This is a genomic window from Pseudonocardia sp. ICBG162 (assembly GCF_020496225.1).
GTDB lineage: Bacteria > Actinomycetota > Actinomycetes > Mycobacteriales > Pseudonocardiaceae > Pseudonocardia > Pseudonocardia alni.
The window spans coordinates 755,860-773,680 of the sequence record NZ_JAHLJD010000017.1; the positions used below are offsets into that span (position 1 = coordinate 755,860).

The following is a 17,821-nucleotide window of genomic DNA, read 5'->3' on the forward strand; positions in this document are numbered from 1 at the left end:
GACGCCCTCAGCGCAGGTACAGGCCCCCGTTGGCGTCCCAGCAGGCGCCGGTGACCGAGGCGGCGGCGGGGTCGGCGAGCAGCGCGACCATCCGGGCGACGAACGCCGGGTCGCCGAGCCGCCCGACCGGGACCGACGCGGTGTAGTCGGCGAGCCGGTCCTCCCCGACGATCGCCCGGACGACCGGGCCGTCCTGCGGACCGGGCGAGACCGCGTTGACCGTGACGCCGCAGGCCGCGAGGTCGCGGGCGAACACCTTGGTCAGCGACAGGACCGCGCCCTTGGACGCGGCGTAGTGCCCGCCGGTGGCGGTGCCGCCGTTCTGGCCGGCCAGCGACGCCATGTTGACGATCCGGCCGTAGCCGGCCTCGGCGAGGTGGCGGCCGAACACCTGGCAGGCCCGGAAGGTGCCGTTCACGTTCACCCCGACGACGTCGGCGAGCTCGTCCGCGGTGATCTCCAGCAGCGGGGTGGCGCGGGTGAGCGCCGCGTTGTTGACCAGCACCTGGACCGAGCCGAACGCGTCGAGCACCGCGGCGAGGAGCTCCTCCGCGGCGGCCGGGGCGGCGATGTCGGCGGTGATGCCGACGGCCGTCGCCCCGGACGGGTCGAGCCGCCCGGCCACCGTGCGGGCGGCGTCGCCGTCGAGGTCGGCGACGGCGACCCGGTGGCCGTCGGCGTGCAGCCGCTCGACGACCGCCCGGCCGAGCCCGTTGGCGCCGCCGGTGACGACGGCGACCGGCGCGCTCACGGCGTGCACAGCGCTCACAGCAGGAACCCCGCGGCCGGGACGGCGCTCTCGCTGTTCACCAGCCGGACCACCTTCTGCACGATGCGGTCGCCCGCGGGCCCGTCGGGGGCGAGCCGGATCCGGTGGCGCAGGTCGGCGGCCCAGAGGTCGTGGCGGTCGCGCTTGAACGCGACCAGCACCTGCGCGGAGCGGAGGACGACCTCGGTGCCGCCCGCGGAGCCGGTGACCGACTCGGGCACGAACCGGGACACCGTGCGCACGGTGCGGGCGGCGTCGACGGCAGCGATGGCGTAGCCCTCGGTCATCCGCACGACGCGCATCTGCCGCATCCGGGCGTCGTCGTAGACCATGTTGAGGGTGCCGTCGAAGTCCTCGGTGTCGGGGTCGATCGGCACGACGTAGGTGGCGTCGTCGGCGTAGAGGCTCTCCCACCGCAGGTAGGCGGCCCGGTCGAGCAGCTCGGCCTCACGCCAGACGAGCTCGATCGCGCGGACCACGGCGGGGTCGGTCGTCGGGACCGGCGCCGGGACCCTCTCGGGTGCCTCAGTCATCGCCCATCATCTCCTTCCAGCGCCCGTAGGCGGCGCGCATGCCGGTCTCGTCGGTGACGTGCGCGGTGGGGTGTCCGTCGGCGTCGGCCTTCTCCCGGGCCGAGCCGCGGTTGATCAGGATCGGCATGTCGGGGGCGGCGGCCGCGCCGCGCTGCACCCGGTCCCAGCCCTCGGCGTCGTCGGGGGTGCCGAACCCGAACGGGCCCTGGAAGTGCTCGTGGATGCGCAGCCGGGCGCGGTTGACGGCGTCGAGCTCGGGCGGGCCGTCCGGGCCGATGGCGACGTGCTCGATGACGGTCTCGTCCACCGCGACCGGGCGCAGCACCCGGAAGAACGCCGCGGACAGCGACACGTTCGGGAACAGGTTCAGGTTGAACCCGGTGCCGTGCATCGCGCGCACGACCTTGCGGACCGCGGCCGGGTCCAGGGTGGCCGACAGCTCCTCGACCAGGCCGTCGAAGCGGGCCTGCAGGGGCTCGCTGCCGTCGTCGGCGTCGAGGTCGGAGTGGGCGGGCACCATCTGCATGACGCTGTGCCCGTGGCCGAGGTCGTGGGTGACCGCCGTCGGGTCGGTCATGAACGACATCATGTCGGCGGTCTCCGCGTCGACCGAGGCCATCCACGACCGGTGCACGATCGGGAAGTGGTAGCCGTCGGTGGTGTTCTCCAGCTGGATCTTCCAGTTGCCGCGGAAGGTGAACCGGTGCCTGCCCAGCACCTTGACCGGGTAGCCGCCGCCCTGCTTCATGAAGCGGTCGATCCACAGCCGGGCGTCGCCGAGGAAGGTCTCCAGCGGCTCGGCGTCCGGGTCGAGGGTCGCGAAGACCATGCCGCCGTAGGACTCGGTGCGCAGCCGGCGCAGCGACAGGTCCCGCTTCTCCAGCACGCCCTCGTAGCCGTCGGGGTAGGGGACGCCGCGCAGCGCGCCGTCCAGGCCGTAGGACCAGGCGTGGTACGGGCAGGTGAAGCCGTTGGCCCTGCCCTGCGGCTTCTCGCAGACGCTGGCACCGCGGTGCCGGCACCGGTTGAGCAGGGTGCGGATCTCGCCCTTGCGGTCCCGGGTGACGATCACCGGTTGGCGGCCGACATGGGTGGACTTGAAGGTCCCCGGCCCGGGCAGCTCGCTGGTGTGGGCGACCCACACCCAGGCCCGCTCGAAGATGCGGGTCATCTCCAGCTCGAACAGCTCCGGGTCGGTGTAGAGGCGCCCGGCGACGCGGTCGGTGCGGACGAGGTCGGCGGCCGTGGCGCCGGTGACGTCGGTGGTCATCGGGCGTCCCCTCGGGTGGGCGGCGCGACGTCGTCGCGGACGGTCAGGGCGCGCCCGATGCGGGCCTCGACCTTCGCGAAGCGCCAGAGCTTCGCGTCGCCGTCGCCGACCGCGGTGGTGCGGAACAGGTTGCAGGCGGCCTTGACGGTGTCGGCGGTGTCGACGTCGGCCAGCAGGTAGCAGGTCCACGGCCAGCCGTCGGACGGGCCGACCATGTGTGAGTCGTCGTCGATGTCGCCGATGAAGCCGACCCCGGGCAGCGCCTTGATGCCGTCCATCATGGACACGAACGCGGCCCAGACGTCGCCGGTGGTGATGCCGTCGGTGGGCAGGTCGAAGAAGTTCTGGTTGATGCCGATGCAGAACAGCACCCGCAGCGGTGGGGCGGCCATGGCGGTCTCCTCGGGGTGGTGGCGGTCGGTCAGCGGAAGCCGGGGGTGGTGGCCGGCAGGCCCATGAGGACGGCTCCGGCGGCGTCGAACACCGCGGGGCCGAGGAAGGCGTGCTGCTTGGGCACCAGCGCGTCGCCCGCGAGGTCCTGCAGCGGGTGCGCGGTGTGGATCGGCGCGGTGCCCGAGACCTCGATCAGGCGGGCGACGACCTCGGAGGAGGTCCGGGCCAGGTGCGCCGAGGCCAGCCGCAGCTCGGCGTTCTGCCGGTCGGTGGCCGGGTCCCCGGCCAGCACGGTGTCCCACACCTGCCCGGTGGCCTCGTAGAACCAGGCCCGTGCCGAGCGCAGCTCCGCCTCGGCGCGGGCGACGGCGTCGCGGTAGTACGCCCGGTCCGCCAGCTTGGGCGCGCCGGTGACCCCGGCGTAGCCGCCGCCGACGCGCACGGCGTGGTCGAGCGCGGCCCGCGCGACACCCGCCCCGACGACGGCGAGCACCTGCGCGGCGTAGGCGATGGTCGGGTAGCGGTAGAGCGGCTCGTCGACGGTCGGGGTGCCGCCGCGCACGAACGTCCACTCCCGCGGCACCTCCACCCCGCGCACGACCAGGTCGAACGACCCGGTGCCGCGCATCCCGACGACGTCCCACTCGGGGACGATCTCGGCCTGGTCGGGCCGCAGGACCGCGGTGCGGGGCTTGCCGTCGGAGTCGGCGTCGCCGGGCATCCCGACGCCGAGCACGTCGGCCCCGGAGCAGCCGCTGGCGAAGCGCCAGCGGCCGTCGAGGCGGTAGCCGCGGGCGGTGGGCTCGCCGGCCTGCGGCGGGAACAGGGCACCGGCGAACGCGACGTCCGGGCCGTCGGCGTAGAGCTGCGCCTGGGTCTCGTAGGGCAGCGCGGCGAGGTAGACCAGCGCGGAGCCGAAGCTCGCGACCCAGCCGGTGGAGCCGTCGACGGCCGAGATCCGCTCGATGCGGTCCAGGAACGCCGCGGGCGGCTGCGGCTCGCCGCCGAACACGGCGGGGGTGGCCGAGCGGTAGATCCCGGCCCGCTTCAGGGTCGCGACGAAGTCCCGCGGGACGTGGCGCTGCTCGCGGAACTCGGTACGGCGCACCGCGAGCTCGGCGAGCATCGCGTCGAACGCCGCCTCCGACGCGATCGCCGGTGTGGCCGCGGCCAATTGTGCGCTCACCATCGCACCTCCTTCTCGATTCGCTTTCCGGCATCGAGAGTAGGAATTCCGGCCACCGTCCAGGAATCGGCAACGGCCCCCGCACGAATAGGGGGCCTCCGCAGTGGCACTAGGGGATTCCTTCAGCGCGGCCCGGGGTGGTCCCCGCCTAGGCTGGGTCGATGGACCAGGTCGAGCCGCAGGCCCCGGAGCTCGTCACCGGCGACTTCGTCGCGATGATGCGGGCGACCACGACGTGCGTGCTGCTGCACGACGCGGCGACCAAGAACATCCTGTGGGCCAACCCGTCGGCCTGCCGGCTGCTCGGCTGGAGCCTCGCCGAGCTGCGCCCGCTCAAGGCCAACCACATGTCGAGCACGGCGCCGCAGTACCACCGGGTGCTCGGCCGGGCCTGGCTGCACGAGGCCGTCGAGCGGGGCAGCAACCGCATCGAGTGGCACTACCGGACCCGCACCGGCCGGGTGGTGCCGACCGACGCCGTCGCGGTGCGGGTGGAGCTCGCACAGGGGCCCGCGATCCTGGTGCAGTTCCGCGACATCGAGCACGAGCAGGGCCTGGAACGCGAGCTGCGGCGCACCACGTCGTCGATCGACGCGCTGGCCCGCCACACCTCGACGATCGCGCTCACCCTCGACACGTCGGGCGCGATCCGGTTCGCCACCGACACCGCGCTGGAGCTGTTCGGGATGGACCCGGGCTCCCCGCTCGGGCACCTCGACCGCTACGGGCGGCTGCGCCGCGACGGCCGCCCGGCGGCGCTGGACGAGCTGGTCGGGCTGGCCGACCCGACGGTGCCGGTGCAGCTGGAGGTGCCCGGCCCCCGGGGCGGGCCGGTGTGGCTGGAGGGAACCCTGGAGCGGCTGGCCGAGTCCTCCGACGACGGGACCGACCCCGCGTCCGGGCTGCTCATGATCCTGCACGACGTGTCGGGGCGGGTGCTGGCCGAGGCGGCCCGCGAGCGCGCGGCGCACCGGGAGAACTACCTGGCCCGCTACACCGCGATGGGCGACATGGCGATGGCGATCGCGCACGAGCTGGGCCAGCCGCTGGCCGCCGCGGGCAACTTCCTCGACGGCACCCGCCGGCACACCGACGAGCTCGTGCGGGGCGGTGCGCTGTCCGCGGCCGACGCCGACCGGATCGGCTACGGCCTGGGCAGCGCGCTGCGCCAGATGGGCCGGGCGAGCGCGATCGTGGCGGCTGTGCGGGCGTTCGTCGGGCACCTGGAGCACACCGAGCAGGTCCTCGACCTGCACGACGTCCTCGACGACTGCCTCTGGTTCGTCGGGCTGCGCGCCGACCCGGCCGGGGTCCGGGTGCGGGTGGAGCGCCACCCGGGTCCGCTGCGGGCGCGCTGCGAGCGGGTCCTGACCGGGCAGGTGCTGCTGAACCTGTGCTTCAACGCGGTCGAGGAGACGGCCGACCTCCCCCCGGAGCGTCGCGAGCTGGTCGTGACCACCGCCGTCGACGGCGACGAGGCCGTGGTCACCGTGGCCGACCGCGGACGCGGGATCGACCGGGACCCGTTCGCGGAGTCGTTCTCCTCCAAGGAGCACGGCAGCGGCATCGGGCTGGCGCTGAGCTACCGGATCATCACCCGCCAGCACGGCCGGATCTGGGCCGCACCGCGCGCCGGGGGTGGCACCCGGTTCGGGTTCGCGCTGCCACTCGTCCGGGACGAAGGGAATTCCCTAGACGGTTCCGGGTGACTATCGATATCGGCCTGATGCGTTCCGCGCGTACGTTCGCAATGGTCGAGAAACGCCCGACACCCCACCGGAGGAAATCGTGTCCGAGCCGACCCCGTCCCCGTCCGATTTCCGTTCCGCGATGGCGAACCTGTCCGCCGCGGTCAACGTGATCACCACCGACGGCCCGCGGGGCCGGGCCGGGATGACCGTGAGCGCGGCCTGCTCGGTGACCGACACCCCGCCGACCGTGCTGGTGTGTGTCAACCGGTCCAGCCGGTCGCACGCGGTGCTCGTCGGCAACGGCCGGATCTGCGTGAACGTGCTCGGCGACGACCACGCCGACCTGGCCCTGCACTTCGCCGGCGCGACCCGGGTGCCGACCGCGGAGCGGTTCGCGACCGGCTCCTGGGACCACGACACCCACGGGGTCCCGGTGCTGCGCGACGCGGCGGCCTCGCTCGTCGGCACCGTGCGCAGCGCGCGGGACCAGGGCACCCACACCGTGCTGTTCGTCGAGATCGAGCACGTGAGCACCCGCGACGGCGGTGGTGGGCTCGTGTACTTCCAGCGGTCCTTCCACCCCGTCGGCACGTCCCGCCTGAGCGCCTGACCCACTCCGAGGAGCGTCCGTGAGCCCGTCCGCACCGCCGACCCGGCTGACCTTGACCTGCTACGTCGACACCCACGGCCACGGCTGGCGGCACGTCGACCTGTTCGAGCACGACACGGACGGGCGCGAGCTGGGCTGGGTGCACTGGCAGGTCGGGGCCGACGGCCCGGACGCGGCCACCGCACGGACGGAGCCGCAGCTGCGTCGCACCACCCCGTGGCGGCACCGGGTCGGGCCGAGCGGCACCGACTTCTGGGAGGCCGACGCCGAGTGGGTGCGGTCGTGACGCCGTGGTCGCTGCGGGCGGCCGTGCGCGACGGGGCGACCGGCGCCGTGGACGCCGCGCACCGCGCGATCACCGCGACCGAGCCGGAGGTCCGCGCCTGGGTCGAGCTCGTCCCCGATCCGGCGGCCGCTGCCGTCACGGGGCCGCTCGGGGGGATCCCCCTCGGGGTGAAGGACATCGTCGACGTCGCCGGGCTCCCCACCCGCTGCGGCTCGGTGCTGCGCGCCGGTGCCGTCCCCGCCGCCGGCGACGCCGCGATCGTCACCGCGTGGCGCCGCGCCGGTGCCGTCCCGGTCGGCAAGACCGTCACCACCGAGTTCGCGTACTTCTCCCCCGGGCCGACCGCCAACCCGGCCGCCCCGGGCCACACCCCGGGCGGATCGTCCAGCGGGTCGGCCGCCGCGGTCGCCGCCGGGCACGTCCCGCTGGCACTGGGGTCGCAGACCGCCGGGTCGGTGACCCGCCCGGCCGCCTACTGCGGGATCGCCGCGCTGGTCATGAGCCGGGGCCGGTTCCCCGTCGACGGCGTCACCGGGCTGGCCCCCAGTCTGGACGCGCACGGCGTGCTGGCCGCCGGGGTCGACGACCTCGCGTGTGCCTGGGCCGCGCTGACCGGCGAGCCCGACCCGGCCGCGCGGGCACCGCGGGCGCTCCGGCTGCTGCTGTGCACGGCCGGGCCGCTGGAGCCGTCGATGCGGGCCGCGCTGGACGGCGCCGCCGAGCGGCTGCGGGCCGCCGGGGTGGTCGTCGACCCGCTGGACGGGGTCGACGTCGACGACCTCACCGCCGCGCACCCGGTCGTCATGGCGTTCGAGGCGGCCCGCGAGCGCGCCGCGGAGCTGGTCCACGCCGGGTCGCTGAGCGTCCCGCTGGCCGAGCTGCTGGTGCGCGGCGCGGCGATGCCGGAGGCGGAGTACCGCGCCGCCCGCGACCGGGTCGCCCGGCACGGCGACGCGCTCGCCGCGGCCGTCGACGGCTACGACGCGGTGCTCGCCGCCGCCGCGCCGGGACCTGCCCCGTTCGGGCTGGGCGCCACCGGGGACCCGGTGTGCAGCCGTCCGTGGCAGGCGCTCGGGCTGCCCGCGGTCACCGTGCCCGGCCTGCGCGACGACGCCGGGCTCCCGCTGGGGGTCCAGCTCGTCGGCCGCGCCGGACAGGACGGCGACCTGCTCGCCACCGGCTGCCGGGTCGCCGGCGCGCTCAGACCTCGACCCGGTGGGTGAGGATGTCGCGGACCAGCGTGCCGAGGCTCTCGGCCCCGGTCTTGGCCTTGATCCGGGCCCGGTGCACGTCCACGGTCTTGACGCTGGTGCCCAGCCGGTGCGCGACCGCCTGGCTGGCCATCCCCTCGATGACCAGCGCCAGCACCTCGCGTTCGCGCGGGGTGAGCGTCTCCACCCGCTCCCGGACCGCGGCGCGGGCCGCGTGCGCGGCGAACAGCTCACGCGCGCGGCCCTGCTGATGCTGGACGACCTCGAGGATGCGCTGGGTGTCGTAGGGCTTCTCCAGGAAGTCCACCGCTCCCCCGCGCAGCGCGCGCACCGACATCGGGATGTCGCCGTGCGCGGAGCAGAACACCACCGGGCCCGGGTACTCGCGGGCGAGGAGCTCCTCCTGGAGCTGGAACCCGCTCATCCCCGGCATCCGCACGTCGACGACGACCACCGCCGGCTCGGCCGGGTCGAACTCGGCGAGGAAGGTGGTCGCGTCGGGGTAGTCCAGCGCCTGGATGCCGACGCTGCCGAGCAGGAAGCGCAGCGACTGGCGCAGGTCGTCGTCGTCGTCGACGACGTGGACCACGGGGTCGACCGGGCCCGCGGTGCCGGCCCGGTCGGTGTCCCGTCCCGACGTCACGGCCGCATCAGGACCGACGCCGACGGGTGGTCGCTCGCGAAGCCCGCCGGCAGCGGCGCCACGAAGACGTTCTCGGTCCGGGTACGCGAGATCAGCCATCGGCCGTCGACCTTCCGGAAGGCGTTGTTGAGCCGGCTCGACCGCAGCAGCGCGGTGCCGTCGGAGAACAGCCAGGGCTGCATGTGGATCCACTGGCCGTCGGCGGTGTCACCGTGCACGTGGATCTGCTCGGAGGTGAGGTAGTGGGCGTTGAGCAGCAGCGCGGGATCCCGCTTCTCACCCCAGAAGGACCGGAAGTGCGCCCGCACGGCGTCCGCTCCCTCCGCCCGTCCGAACTGGCCGTCGTAGTACTCGCCCACACCTTCCCAGACGGCGTCGTCGGTGTAGAGGCTCATGACGAGCTCGATCCGCTCCTCGTCGCCGGTCACGCCGTACTCGGGGATCGGGGTGTCGCAGAGCCACATGTAGCGGGCCTGCAGGCGCCGGATGTCGGCCTCGGCCTCCAGCACCTCGACCCGGTGGGCCAGTGCCTCCAGCGTGATGGCCCCGGTGGTCGTGTCGGTCGCGGTCATGGACGTGCTCCTCACAGGACGACGGTGACGGTCTTGGTCTCGGTGTTCGCGAGGATCCCCTCGTGGCCGAGCTCGCGGCCCAGGCCGCTGGCCTTCACCCCGCCCCAGGGCAGCTGCGGGGCCAGCGGCGACCAGCCGTTGACGCCGACGGCGCCGGCCTCCAGCTGCGCGGCGACGGTGTGCGCGCGGCCGACGTCGCGGGTCCAGACGGTAGCGGCGAGGCCGTAGGCGGAGTCGTTGGCCAGGTCGACGGCCGCGGCGTCGTCGTCGAAGCCGATGACGGTGCCGACCGGGCCGAAGATCTCCTCGCGGGCGACGGTGAGGTCGTTGGTGCCGGCGAACACCGTCGGTGCGACGAAGAAGCCGGGTCCCGGCGGGACCTCGCCACCGGCGACCAGGGTGGCGCCCTCGGCGCGGCCCGCGCCGACGTAGCCGAGCACGCGGTCGCGCTGCGCGGCGCTGACCAGCGGGCCCATCGTCGTCGCCGGGTCCAGGGGGTCCCCGAGGACCTGGGCGCGGGCGGCCTCGGCGAGGCCGGCGACGACGTCGTCGTACACCGAGCGGTGGACCAGCACGCGGGTGCCCGCCGCGCAGACCTGTCCCTGGTTGGTGAACAGGCCCGCGGCGATCCCGGCGACGGCGCCGGTGAGGTCGGCGTCGCCGAACACGATCTGCGGGGACTTGCCGCCCAGCTCGAGGGTGGTTCGGGTCAGATGGATGGCGGAGTGGCGCAGGATCCGGCGGCCGACCGCGGTGGACCCGGTGAAGCTGACCTTCGCGACGCCGGGGTGGCACACCAGCGCCTCGCCGACGACGCCGCCCGGTCCGGGCAGCACCTGCACCGTCCCGGGCGGGAACCCGGCCTCGCCGACCAGTCCGGCCAGGTGCAGCACCGCCAGCGACGCGTCCTCGGCCGGCTTCACGATCACCGTGTTGCCGCAGGCCAACGCGGGTGCGAGCTTCCAGCCGAGGATCATCAGTGGCGCGTTCCACGGCACGATCGCGGCGATCACGCCGAGCGGCTCGCGACGGGTGTAGGACAGGGTGCGGGCACCGAAGTACCCGTCGGTCGGCAGCACCTCCCCGGTGATCTTGTCGGCCCAGCCGGCGTAGTACCGCAGCGTCGCGACCAGATTCGGCACGAACAGTCCCGCCGCGACGCCGAGCGGGGCGCCCATCTCGCGCGACTCCAGGCGGGCGAGCTCGTCGGCGTCGCGCTCGACGAGGTCGGCCAACCGGGTCAGCAGCGCCCCCTTCCCCGACGGCGGGACGGCCGCCCACTCCCCGCGGACCGCGCGGCCCGCGGCGGCCACCGCGGTGTCGACGTCGGCGGTGTCGGCGGCCGCGACGTGGGCGAGGACCTCCCCGGTCGCCGGGTTCACGGTCGGGAACGTCCCGCCGCCGCCCGGGCGGCGGGCGCCGTCGAGCAGGAGGTCGGCGGTCGGGGTGAGCGTGCCGGTCATGCGGGGCTCCCGGTGGTGGTGCCGTCGGTGGCGCAGCACCCGTCTGCCGGGCGGCCGTGCGCGCCGAGGTCGGGTACGTCGAGGGTGGGGTTGCGGTCGAAGAAGCCGTCCGGCTTGAGGCGGAACCCGGCGTGGTCGACCGGCATGACCGGCCAGTCCTCGGGGCGGACGAAGTGGGTGAGGCCGAAGGTGTGCCACAACACGACGTCCTCGCCGTCGACGGACCGGTCGCCCGCGGTGTAGGCGGGCAGCCCGTCGCCGCCGGGGTTCTGGTTGACGGTGTAGCCGGCGGGCCAGAGCTGGTCGCGGTCGTAGCGGCTGACCCACAGGTGATGGCGGGCGAACGCGGCGCGCGCGGCGATCGGGGACGCGGGGTCGGCCAGCAGCGTCGGGTACCCCTGCGGGAGCAGCGCGTACGCGGTCGGGGCGCCGAACCGGTTGGTGCGCTCGGTGCTGCAGATCCGCCAGACCCGGTTGCGGTCGTTCGCGGCGTCGCGGCGGGCCGTGCCCTCGGTGCGCAGCCGGGTGCGGCGGCGGGCGATGGCGTTGCCCCACGGGTTGGCCCCGCCCATCGGCACGCCGACGGCCTCCTGCTCCTCGACGGCGTTGCGGACGCCGTCGACGGTCATGTCCAGCCGGGCGGAGAACAGGTGCTGGTGCACCGGGGCGCCGAGGCCGGGGCCGACCGGGTCGAAGTGCGGGTCCTCCCCGTCCCAGCCGGACGGGAACGGGATACCGGTGGCCTTGGCCTCCAGCTCGATCGTGCCGTCGAGGTAGAGGTACCAGTAGAAGCCGTAGTCGTAGTTGCCGACGGTGCCGAAGAACGACACGACCATCCGGCGCTGGCGCCTGGTGTGGGTCTGCCCGGTGAAGATGTCGTTGTGCTTCCAGAGGATGCCGGTGTCCTCCTCGTGCAGGCAGATCGCGTTGCGGATGGTCCGCGGGCGGCAGTGGTCGTCGACGACGACGGTGTCGACGTAGGTGATGTCGCCCAGGCAGTCGCAGCCCAGCTCCAGGGAGTTCGCGAGCCGGCCGAACTGGTACTCGCCGAGGTCGAAGTAGTTCTGCCAGCCGTGGGTGGGGCCGGGGTCGCCGTAGTTGACGACCATCTCCGCGATCGACGCGCGGTAGGCGACCGGGCGGCCGACGAAGGACAGCTGGTGCAGCGTGAGTCCCTCGCGGCCGTTGAACCCGAGCCGGACGGTCCAGTTCTGCCAGCTCAGCACGCCGTCGTCGGTGAGGGTGAACGAGACGCCCTCGGGCTGGGTGATCGAGATCGGCTTCAGGTCGGTGCGCTCCGGGCCGCGGACGGCCGGGTCGGCCCAGTCGCCGGACTCCTGGGGCACGTGCTCGACGTGGGTCTCCACCACGCGCAGGACCCGCCGGGCGTCGACGTCGACGTGCGCGACCACGCCGCCGACCGGGTGCGCCCACGGCGGGGTGGACGGGTCGGGCTGGACGAACGACAGCACCCGGTAGACCCGGCGGCCGACCTCGTCGTCGTAGCCGAACACCCCGGCCGACAGCGGCACCGGGCGGACGGTGGAGACGTCGGTGACCCCGCGCCGGGCGAGCGCGGCGAGCCAGCCCTCGTCGGCCTTCACGATGGCGTCGACCAGCGCGTAGTCCTCGTCCAGGCACGGCCCGACGCCGACCTGCGCCGGGTCCAGCGCCACGTCGGACACGACCCGGCCGCCACCCAGCTCGACGACGACCGAGTGCAGCGCGAGCGGTTCCAGCCGGGTCAGCAGCAGCGACACCTCACGCGGCAGCGGGGTGACGCCGTCCCAGGCCAGGACGTCGGCCTTGTCCGGCTCGCGCGGCATCACGTAGGAGAAGCGGGTGTCGGGGGTGAGCAGGCCCGCGTCGTCGACGATCTCCCGCGCGCGGTCGACCTCGGCGGCGGTGAGCATCGACAGCGGGTGGGCGGCGACGGTGGTCTGCGGCGGGGCGTCGACGGACATGGGGGTCCCTTCGCGTCGGTGGGAGGGGGTCAGACGGAGGCGGGCGACGGCTGTGCGCCGGCCCGTGCGGCGAGACGGCGCGGTGCGGTCTCGGGCAGTGCGGCGAGGCAGACCATCGACAGCACCAGCGCGCAGGCCAGGTAGTAGCCGATGTTCACGGCGTCGCCGGTCCAGGCGAGGATCCGGTTCGCGACCAGCGGGGAGATCCCGCCGCCCAGCACGGCGCCGACGTGGAAGGCGATGCCCATCCCGGTCTGGCGCTGCTCGTGCGGGAACAGCTCGCCGAAGTAGACGTACATCGGTCCGAACAGGATCCCGGTGGCGGCGAAGCCCAGGCACATGGCGAGGGTGACCGCGCCGACGGTGCCCTGCGCGGACAGCGGGAAGATCGACAACGCGGCGACGGCCGAGAGCACCGCGCCGGACATCATCACCGGGCGGCGGCCGAACCGGTCCGAGGCGAGCGCGCCGACGACGTTGAACACCCCGTGCAGGACCAGCGCGAGGATGGCGCCGTTGACGATCGGCTGGCGCGGCAGGCCGAGCCCCTCCGGGGCGGCGGCGGTCGCGTAGGACAGCATGAAGATCGACAGGGCGAACGTCGTGGAGTTGAGCCCGATGTTGACCCCGGCGGCCAGCAGCACCCGCCGCCACCGCGAGCGCAGCACCTCGACGACCGGCGCGCGCCGGGCCTCCAGCGCTCCCGACGCGTGCAGCGCCCGGAACTCCGGGCTCTCCCGGACCCCGCGGCGCACCCAGATGCCCAGTGCCAGCACGACCCCGCCGAACAGGAACGGCAGCCGCCAGCCCCAGTCCGCGACGTCCTGGGCGGGCAGGAACAGCACGAACATGAACGCGACGTTGGCCAGGATCGTCCCGACCGGGGAGCCGAGCGCGGTGAACACGCCCCACAGCGCGCGTCGCTCCGGTGGGGCGTGCTCCATCGCCAGCGTCGCGGCGCCGCCGGTCTCGCCGCCGCGGCACAGCCCGTGCACCAGGCGCAGGCAGACCAGCAGCACGGGCGCGGCGACGCCGATGGTCGCGTAGCTCGGCAGCAGCCCCATCAGGACGGTCGCGGCCCCCATGCCGAGGAAGGTCATCATCAGCGCGGTGCGCCGGCCGCGGCGGTCGCCGACCCAGCCGAACAGGACTGCGCCGAGCGGGGCCATGAGGAACCCGGTGCCGAAGGTCGCCAGACCCATGAACGTGCTGAACCACGGATCGCCGGTGCGGAAGAACGTATCGGTGAACACGAGCGCGGTCGCGGTGCCGTAGATCGCGAAATCGTAGAATTCGAGCGAGGTGCCGACACCACTGGCGACGGCGACGCGGAGCAGGCTGGAACGGGGCGGCGCAGGGTCCGGTGCGGTGGTCATCGAGCGGGTCCCCCGGTTCGGGTCGGCGGATCGGCGGGGTGGACGCGCAGCTCAGCGGGGTCGCTGTGCGACGCGGCACACGGTCCACCGAGACAACACCGGCACCGGCGGGCGCTCCATCGGAAGTTGGGCCAACCCGGCTGAAGATTTCCCCCATGCCGCCCGAGGGAATCGACACTGGCCCGCCGGGAATCGCGCGCCCTAGCGTCGGCGTGCGATTCACACCGACGGTTCCGGGAGGATTTCCGATGCGTTTCCCGCACGAGACGGCCCCGGCCCCCGCCGACGCGCTCGTCGACCGGGTGACCCGGTCGTTCGACGCCTGCCCCGACCCGCGGCTGCGCGAGGTGCTGGTGTCGCTGGTGACCCACCTGCACGCCGTCGTGCGCGAGGTGCGGCTCACCGAGGACGAGTGGGCGGCCGCGGTCGCGTTCCTCACCCGCTGCGGGGAGGTCACCGACGAGCACCGCCAGGAGTTCGTGCTGCTCTCCGACGTGCTCGGCCTGTCGATGCAGACGATCACGGTGAACGACCGCGCCGAGGGCGGGGTCACCGAGGCCACGGTGTTCGGCCCCTTCTTCGTCGAGGGCTCCCCCGAGGTCCCGCTCGGCGGCGACGTCGGCGGCGGCGCCCGCGGCGAGCCGTGCCTGGTCGAGGGCACCGTCACCGACGACGCGGGCCGTCCCGTCCCGGGCGCCCGGATCGAGGTGTGGGAGGCCGACGACGACGGCCGCTACGACGTCCAGTACGACGACGGCCGGGTCGCGGGCCGTGCGCACCTGTTCAGCGACGCCGAGGGCCGCTACCGGTTCTGGGGTGTCACCCCGACCCCGTACCCGATCCCGCACGACGGCCCGGTCGGCGCGCTGCTCGCGGCCGCGGGCCGGTCCCCGATGCGGGCGGCCCACCTGCACTTCCTGGTCACCGCGCCGGGTCGGCGCCGGCTGGTGACCCACATCTTCGTGCGCGGCGACGCGCTGCTGGACCACGACGCCGTGTTCGGGGTGCGGGACTCGCTGGTCACGACGTTCGAGCGCCGCCCGGCCGGGACGCCGGCACCGGACGGCCGGGTCCCGGACGGGACGTGGACCCGGGCCCGGTTCGACATCGTGCTCGGGACCGCGGACTGATCACCGGGTCCGGTCGGCGGCCGCGCGCTCGCCGGTGCCGGTGCCGGTTCCGCTGCCGGTGTCGCCCCCGGCCGTCGCCGGGATGGTCCGCCAGGCGACGACCGCGGCGGCCAGGGTGACGGCCGCGGCGATCAGCGAGGTCGTCTGCATCGCCGTGGTGAACGCCGCGCGGGCGCCGTCGAGGACCGGCGAGGCCGGGTCGAGGGCGTGGGTGCCCGCGGCGAGCGAGTCGGTCACCGCGGCCCGAGCCGCCGGGTCGAGCCCGTCGGGCAGCGCCAGCCCGGCGCGGTACACCAGCGACACCACCGACCCCAGCACCGCGACGCCCATCGCCACCCCCAGCTCGAGCGCCGTCTCGGAGATGGCCGAGGCGGCACCGGCCTTGCGGGGCGGCACCGACGAGACCACCGCGTCGGTGGTGAGCGTCTGGGCCAGCCCGACCCCGAGACCGAGCGGCACCAGCGCGAGGGCGAGCCAGACGTAGCCGGCGAGGCCCTCGGTGACCGCGACGGCGACCAGGCCACCGGTGACCAGCGCCAGGCTGACCGCGATCGCGCGGCCCAGCCCGAGCCGGCGGGAGAACCGCCCCACGACCGCCACGACGGCGATCGCCGACAGCGTGGTGGGCAGCTCGCCGAGCCCGGCCTGCAGGGGCGAGAACCCGCGCACGAGCTGCAGGTACTGGGAGAAGAAGAACAGCGTCCCGATCAGGGCGAACACCGCCATGAACCCGGCGAACACCGATCCGGCGAAGGCGGGGCGGGCGAACAGCGACACGTCGATCAGCGGGACCGGCAGGCGTCGCTGACGGCGGACGAACAGCACACCGGCACCGGCACCGGCGGCGAGCGCGGCGACCCCGGCGACGTCGACCCCGGCGGCGACGGTGTGCTTGACCGCCCACACCACCGGCACGATCGCGGCCATCGACAGCAGCGCCGAGAGCAGGTCGAACGGGCCCGGCGCGGGGTCGCGGGACTCGGGCAGCAGCCACGCACCGGCCACGACCAGCACGACCATGATCGGCACGTTGATCAGGAACACCGAGCCCCAGGAGAAGTGCTCCAGCAGCGCGCCGCCGACCAGCGGCCCGACCGCGGCGCCGCCGCTCGCCGCGGCCGCCCAGGCCGCGATCGCCCGGGCCCGCTCGGCCGGGTCGGTGAACACGGTGCGGATCAGCGACAGTGTCGAGGGCATCAGCGTCGCCCCGGCGACGCCGAGCAGCAGCCTGGCCGCGATCAGCGTGGCGGGGCTGGTGGACAGCGCCGCGAACAGCGACGCCGCACCGAACGCCGCGGCACCGACGAGCAGCAGCCGCTTGCGCCCGACGCGGTCGGCCAGCGAACCCATCACGACGAGCAGCCCGGCCAGGGCGAGGGAGTAGACGTCGCCGATCCAGAGGACCTCGTTCGCCGTCGGCGACAGGTCCGCGGTCAGCGAGGGCACCGCGAGGTAGAGCACGGTGTTGTCGATCGCCAGGACCAGGACGGCGATCGACAGCACCGCGAGGGCCGCCCAGCGGCGGCGGGGCGTGAGCTCCCGGGGAGCGACGACGTCGGACATGCGTGAAACTATACCGACTGGTCGGTGAAGTTTCGACGTAGTGTCCGCCTCGTCCCCCCGGGACGGGAGGATGGACCGATGGGTCGCACGTCCGGACGGTCCCCCGAGGACACCCGCAGGCTGGTGCTCGACGCCGCGGGCTCCGCCATCCGCCGCGGCGGCGTCGGTGCGACCCTCGACCTCGTCGCGCGCGAGGCGGGGGTCTCCAAGGGCGGGCTCGTGTACCACTTCCCCAGCAAGACCGCGCTGCTCGTCGCGCTGGCCCAGGTGGAGCTCGACACCTTCCGCGACGCCGTCCACGCCCACCTCGACCGCCCCGAGGGGACACCGGGCCGGCTCGTGCGCGCCTACGTGCGGGCGAGCCTGGCCCCGGTCGACGAGGGCGAGGCGCTGGAGCGGTTCACGCTGATCGCGCAGCTGCTGGCGGTGCCGGAGGTCCTCGACCTGGCCCGGGTCGACGACGAGCGCTGGCAGGCCGCGCTCGCCGCGGACGGGGTGCCGGAGGCGACGCGCACGCTGGTCCTCGCCGCCGCCGACGGGATCGGCGGCCGCCCGCTGTGGGCGGCGGATCTGGCCCCGCCGGCGCGGGCCCGGCTGGAGGCGGACCTGCTCGGGATGGTGGACGCGGCGCTGGAGCACTGAGCGGCCGTCACGTTCGTCGGACCACCCGACCCGTTCGCCGAGACGCCGGTGGCGATCGTTCCACCGTGCACCGATCGCTGCCAGGGTGAATCCCGCCAACCGTCCGACGCGGCCGTGGGGCCGCAGTGAGAAGGGACCACCGTGGGCGACATCGCCGGCAAGGTCGACAAGGCGTACGAGGACAAGAGCGTGGCCGAGCTGGCCGACGCCCCCGTGGACGTGCTCAAGGGCGTCTCCGAGGGCGACGCGAAGCTCCTCAAGGAGGCGTTCAACATCACGACCGTCCGTGACCTGGGCACCAACAAGTTCTTCCTCTGGGCGCAGGCGATCAGCAAGCTCGCGGACTGAGCACCCCGGTGCGGGGCGGTGCGGGCGCCACCGCCGCACCGCCCCGCACCCCGCGGCGGACACACACTCTTCACACGGTTACCCCGCGCGGGCCTACCCCGGTCCGGCCCGTACTCCCTAGCTTGTCCCCACACCCGGCGGTCCCCGCCGGTGCGGACGCGCCCAGGAGGA

Annotated in this window: 18 protein-coding genes; 7 read left to right on the forward strand and 11 right to left on the reverse strand. The window is 74.4% G+C overall.

Annotated elements, in window-relative coordinates:
* Positions 1-7: 7 nt before the first annotated feature.
* The 5 genes from KPL60_RS17690 to KPL60_RS17710 are packed head-to-tail and all read right to left on the reverse strand — an operon-like array spanning position 8 to position 4,151.
* A complete protein-coding gene (locus KPL60_RS17690) occupies positions 8-769 on the reverse strand; it encodes an SDR family oxidoreductase (protein WP_308016773.1) in 762 nt (253 codons plus the stop codon).
* Positions 766-1,302, reverse strand: coding sequence for an aromatic-ring-hydroxylating dioxygenase subunit beta (locus tag KPL60_RS17695; protein ID WP_226366509.1), 537 nt, complete (start codon positions 1,300-1,302; stop codon positions 766-768). The genes KPL60_RS17690 and KPL60_RS17695 overlap by 4 nt, the downstream gene beginning before the upstream one ends.
* Positions 1,295-2,572, reverse strand: a complete 1,278-nt coding sequence (locus KPL60_RS17700) for a Rieske 2Fe-2S domain-containing protein (RefSeq protein ID WP_226366510.1) — start codon at positions 2,570-2,572, stop codon at positions 1,295-1,297. The genes KPL60_RS17695 and KPL60_RS17700 overlap by 8 nt, the downstream gene beginning before the upstream one ends.
* A complete protein-coding gene (locus KPL60_RS17705; RefSeq protein WP_226366511.1) occupies positions 2,569-2,964 on the reverse strand; it encodes a hypothetical protein in 396 nt (131 codons plus the stop codon). Before KPL60_RS17705 ends, KPL60_RS17700 begins: the two co-directional genes overlap by 4 nt.
* A 29-nt stretch (positions 2,965-2,993) precedes the next feature.
* The gene (locus tag KPL60_RS17710) at positions 2,994-4,151 is read right to left on the reverse strand and encodes an acyl-CoA dehydrogenase family protein (protein ID WP_226366512.1); all 1,158 of its coding nucleotides are present in this window, start codon (positions 4,149-4,151) and stop codon (positions 2,994-2,996) included.
* Positions 4,152-4,312: 161 nt separating this feature from the next.
* On the opposite strand from KPL60_RS17710, the gene KPL60_RS17715 reads away from it, so the two are divergent.
* From KPL60_RS17715 to KPL60_RS17730, 4 genes are all read left to right on the forward strand, one after another.
* Positions 4,313-5,860 carry an ATP-binding protein gene (locus KPL60_RS17715; protein ID WP_226366513.1) on the forward strand — a complete coding sequence of 516 codons (1,548 nt, stop codon included), beginning with the start codon at positions 4,313-4,315 and terminating at the stop codon, positions 5,858-5,860.
* Positions 5,861-5,981: 121 nt separating this feature from the next.
* Positions 5,982-6,452: a flavin reductase gene (locus KPL60_RS17720; protein WP_226366514.1), complete on the forward strand. Its 471-nt coding sequence runs from the start codon at positions 5,982-5,984 to the stop codon at positions 6,450-6,452.
* A 19-nt stretch (positions 6,453-6,471) separates the two neighbouring features.
* A complete protein-coding gene (locus KPL60_RS17725) occupies positions 6,472-6,738 on the forward strand; it encodes a hypothetical protein (protein ID WP_226366515.1) in 267 nt (88 codons plus the stop codon).
* Entirely contained in the window at positions 6,735-7,961 is a 1,227-nt protein-coding gene (locus tag KPL60_RS17730) for an amidase (RefSeq protein WP_226366516.1), read from the forward strand. Before KPL60_RS17725 ends, KPL60_RS17730 begins: the two co-directional genes overlap by 4 nt.
* Here the strand turns inward: KPL60_RS17730 and KPL60_RS17735 are convergent.
* From KPL60_RS17735 to KPL60_RS17755, 5 genes are read right to left on the reverse strand one after another with little or no spacing between them, the layout of a single operon-like run.
* Positions 7,939-8,592: a response regulator transcription factor gene (locus KPL60_RS17735; protein WP_226366517.1), complete on the reverse strand. Its 654-nt coding sequence runs from the start codon at positions 8,590-8,592 to the stop codon at positions 7,939-7,941. The genes KPL60_RS17730 and KPL60_RS17735 overlap by 23 nt on opposite strands.
* Positions 8,589-9,164, reverse strand: coding sequence for a nuclear transport factor 2 family protein (locus tag KPL60_RS17740; protein ID WP_226366518.1), 576 nt, complete (start codon positions 9,162-9,164; stop codon positions 8,589-8,591). Before KPL60_RS17740 ends, KPL60_RS17735 begins: the two co-directional genes overlap by 4 nt.
* An 11-nt stretch (positions 9,165-9,175) precedes the next feature.
* On the reverse strand, positions 9,176-10,627 hold the full coding sequence (locus KPL60_RS17745; RefSeq protein WP_226366519.1) for an aldehyde dehydrogenase family protein: 1,452 nt from the start codon (positions 10,625-10,627) through the stop codon (positions 9,176-9,178).
* The gene (locus KPL60_RS17750; protein WP_226366520.1) at positions 10,624-12,591 is read right to left on the reverse strand and encodes a primary-amine oxidase; all 1,968 of its coding nucleotides are present in this window, start codon (positions 12,589-12,591) and stop codon (positions 10,624-10,626) included. The genes KPL60_RS17745 and KPL60_RS17750 overlap by 4 nt, the downstream gene beginning before the upstream one ends.
* Positions 12,592-12,620: 29 nt before the next feature.
* Positions 12,621-13,967 carry an MFS transporter gene (locus KPL60_RS17755; protein WP_226366521.1) on the reverse strand — a complete coding sequence of 449 codons (1,347 nt, stop codon included), beginning with the start codon at positions 13,965-13,967 and terminating at the stop codon, positions 12,621-12,623.
* Between the two features lie 248 nt (positions 13,968-14,215).
* Between KPL60_RS17755 and KPL60_RS17760 the strand changes: the two genes are divergently transcribed.
* Positions 14,216-15,097 carry a dioxygenase gene (locus tag KPL60_RS17760; RefSeq protein WP_226366522.1) on the forward strand — a complete coding sequence of 294 codons (882 nt, stop codon included), beginning with the start codon at positions 14,216-14,218 and terminating at the stop codon, positions 15,095-15,097.
* Here the strand turns inward: KPL60_RS17760 and KPL60_RS17765 are convergent, their stop codons facing one another.
* The gene (locus KPL60_RS17765) at positions 15,098-16,660 is read right to left on the reverse strand and encodes an MFS transporter (protein WP_226366523.1); all 1,563 of its coding nucleotides are present in this window, start codon (positions 16,658-16,660) and stop codon (positions 15,098-15,100) included.
* Between the two features lie 78 nt (positions 16,661-16,738).
* Here KPL60_RS17765 and KPL60_RS17770 point away from each other — a divergent pair, with 78 nt between their 5' ends.
* Positions 16,739-17,302 (forward strand): TetR/AcrR family transcriptional regulator, encoded by a 564-nt coding sequence (locus tag KPL60_RS17770; protein ID WP_226366524.1) that lies wholly within the window; start codon positions 16,739-16,741, stop codon positions 17,300-17,302.
* A gap of 141 nt (positions 17,303-17,443) precedes the next feature.
* Positions 17,444-17,650, forward strand: coding sequence for a hypothetical protein (locus KPL60_RS17775; protein ID WP_226366525.1), 207 nt, complete (start codon positions 17,444-17,446; stop codon positions 17,648-17,650).
* Positions 17,651-17,821 lie beyond the last annotated feature (171 nt).

Bases quoted from the DNA above. Each gene is read 5' to 3' on its own strand.
- KPL60_RS17695 (WP_226366509.1), bottom strand. From the start codon at position 1,302: ATGACTGAGGCACCCGAGAGGGTCCCGGCGCCGGTCCCGACGACCGAC.
- KPL60_RS17740 (WP_226366518.1), bottom strand. From the start codon at position 9,164: ATGACCGCGACCGACACGACCACCGGGGCCATCACGCTGGAGGCACTG.
- KPL60_RS17745 (WP_226366519.1), bottom strand. From the start codon at position 10,627: ATGACCGGCACGCTCACCCCGACCGCCGACCTCCTGCTCGACGGCGCC.
- KPL60_RS17770 (WP_226366524.1), top strand. From the start codon at position 16,739: ATGGGTCGCACGTCCGGACGGTCCCCCGAGGACACCCGCAGGCTGGTG.
- KPL60_RS17720 (WP_226366514.1), top strand. From the start codon at position 5,982: ATGGCGAACCTGTCCGCCGCGGTCAACGTGATCACCACCGACGGCCCG.
- KPL60_RS17755 (WP_226366521.1), bottom strand. From the start codon at position 13,967: ATGACCACCGCACCGGACCCTGCGCCGCCCCGTTCCAGCCTGCTCCGC.
- KPL60_RS17715 (WP_226366513.1), top strand. From the start codon at position 4,313: ATGGACCAGGTCGAGCCGCAGGCCCCGGAGCTCGTCACCGGCGACTTC.
- KPL60_RS17700 (WP_226366510.1), bottom strand. From the start codon at position 2,572: ATGACCACCGACGTCACCGGCGCCACGGCCGCCGACCTCGTCCGCACC.
- KPL60_RS17765 (WP_226366523.1), bottom strand. From the start codon at position 16,660: ATGTCCGACGTCGTCGCTCCCCGGGAGCTCACGCCCCGCCGCCGCTGG.
- KPL60_RS17705 (WP_226366511.1), bottom strand. From the start codon at position 2,964: ATGGCCGCCCCACCGCTGCGGGTGCTGTTCTGCATCGGCATCAACCAG.
- KPL60_RS17750 (WP_226366520.1), bottom strand. From the start codon at position 12,591: ATGTCCGTCGACGCCCCGCCGCAGACCACCGTCGCCGCCCACCCGCTG.
- KPL60_RS17760 (WP_226366522.1), top strand. From the start codon at position 14,216: ATGCGTTTCCCGCACGAGACGGCCCCGGCCCCCGCCGACGCGCTCGTC.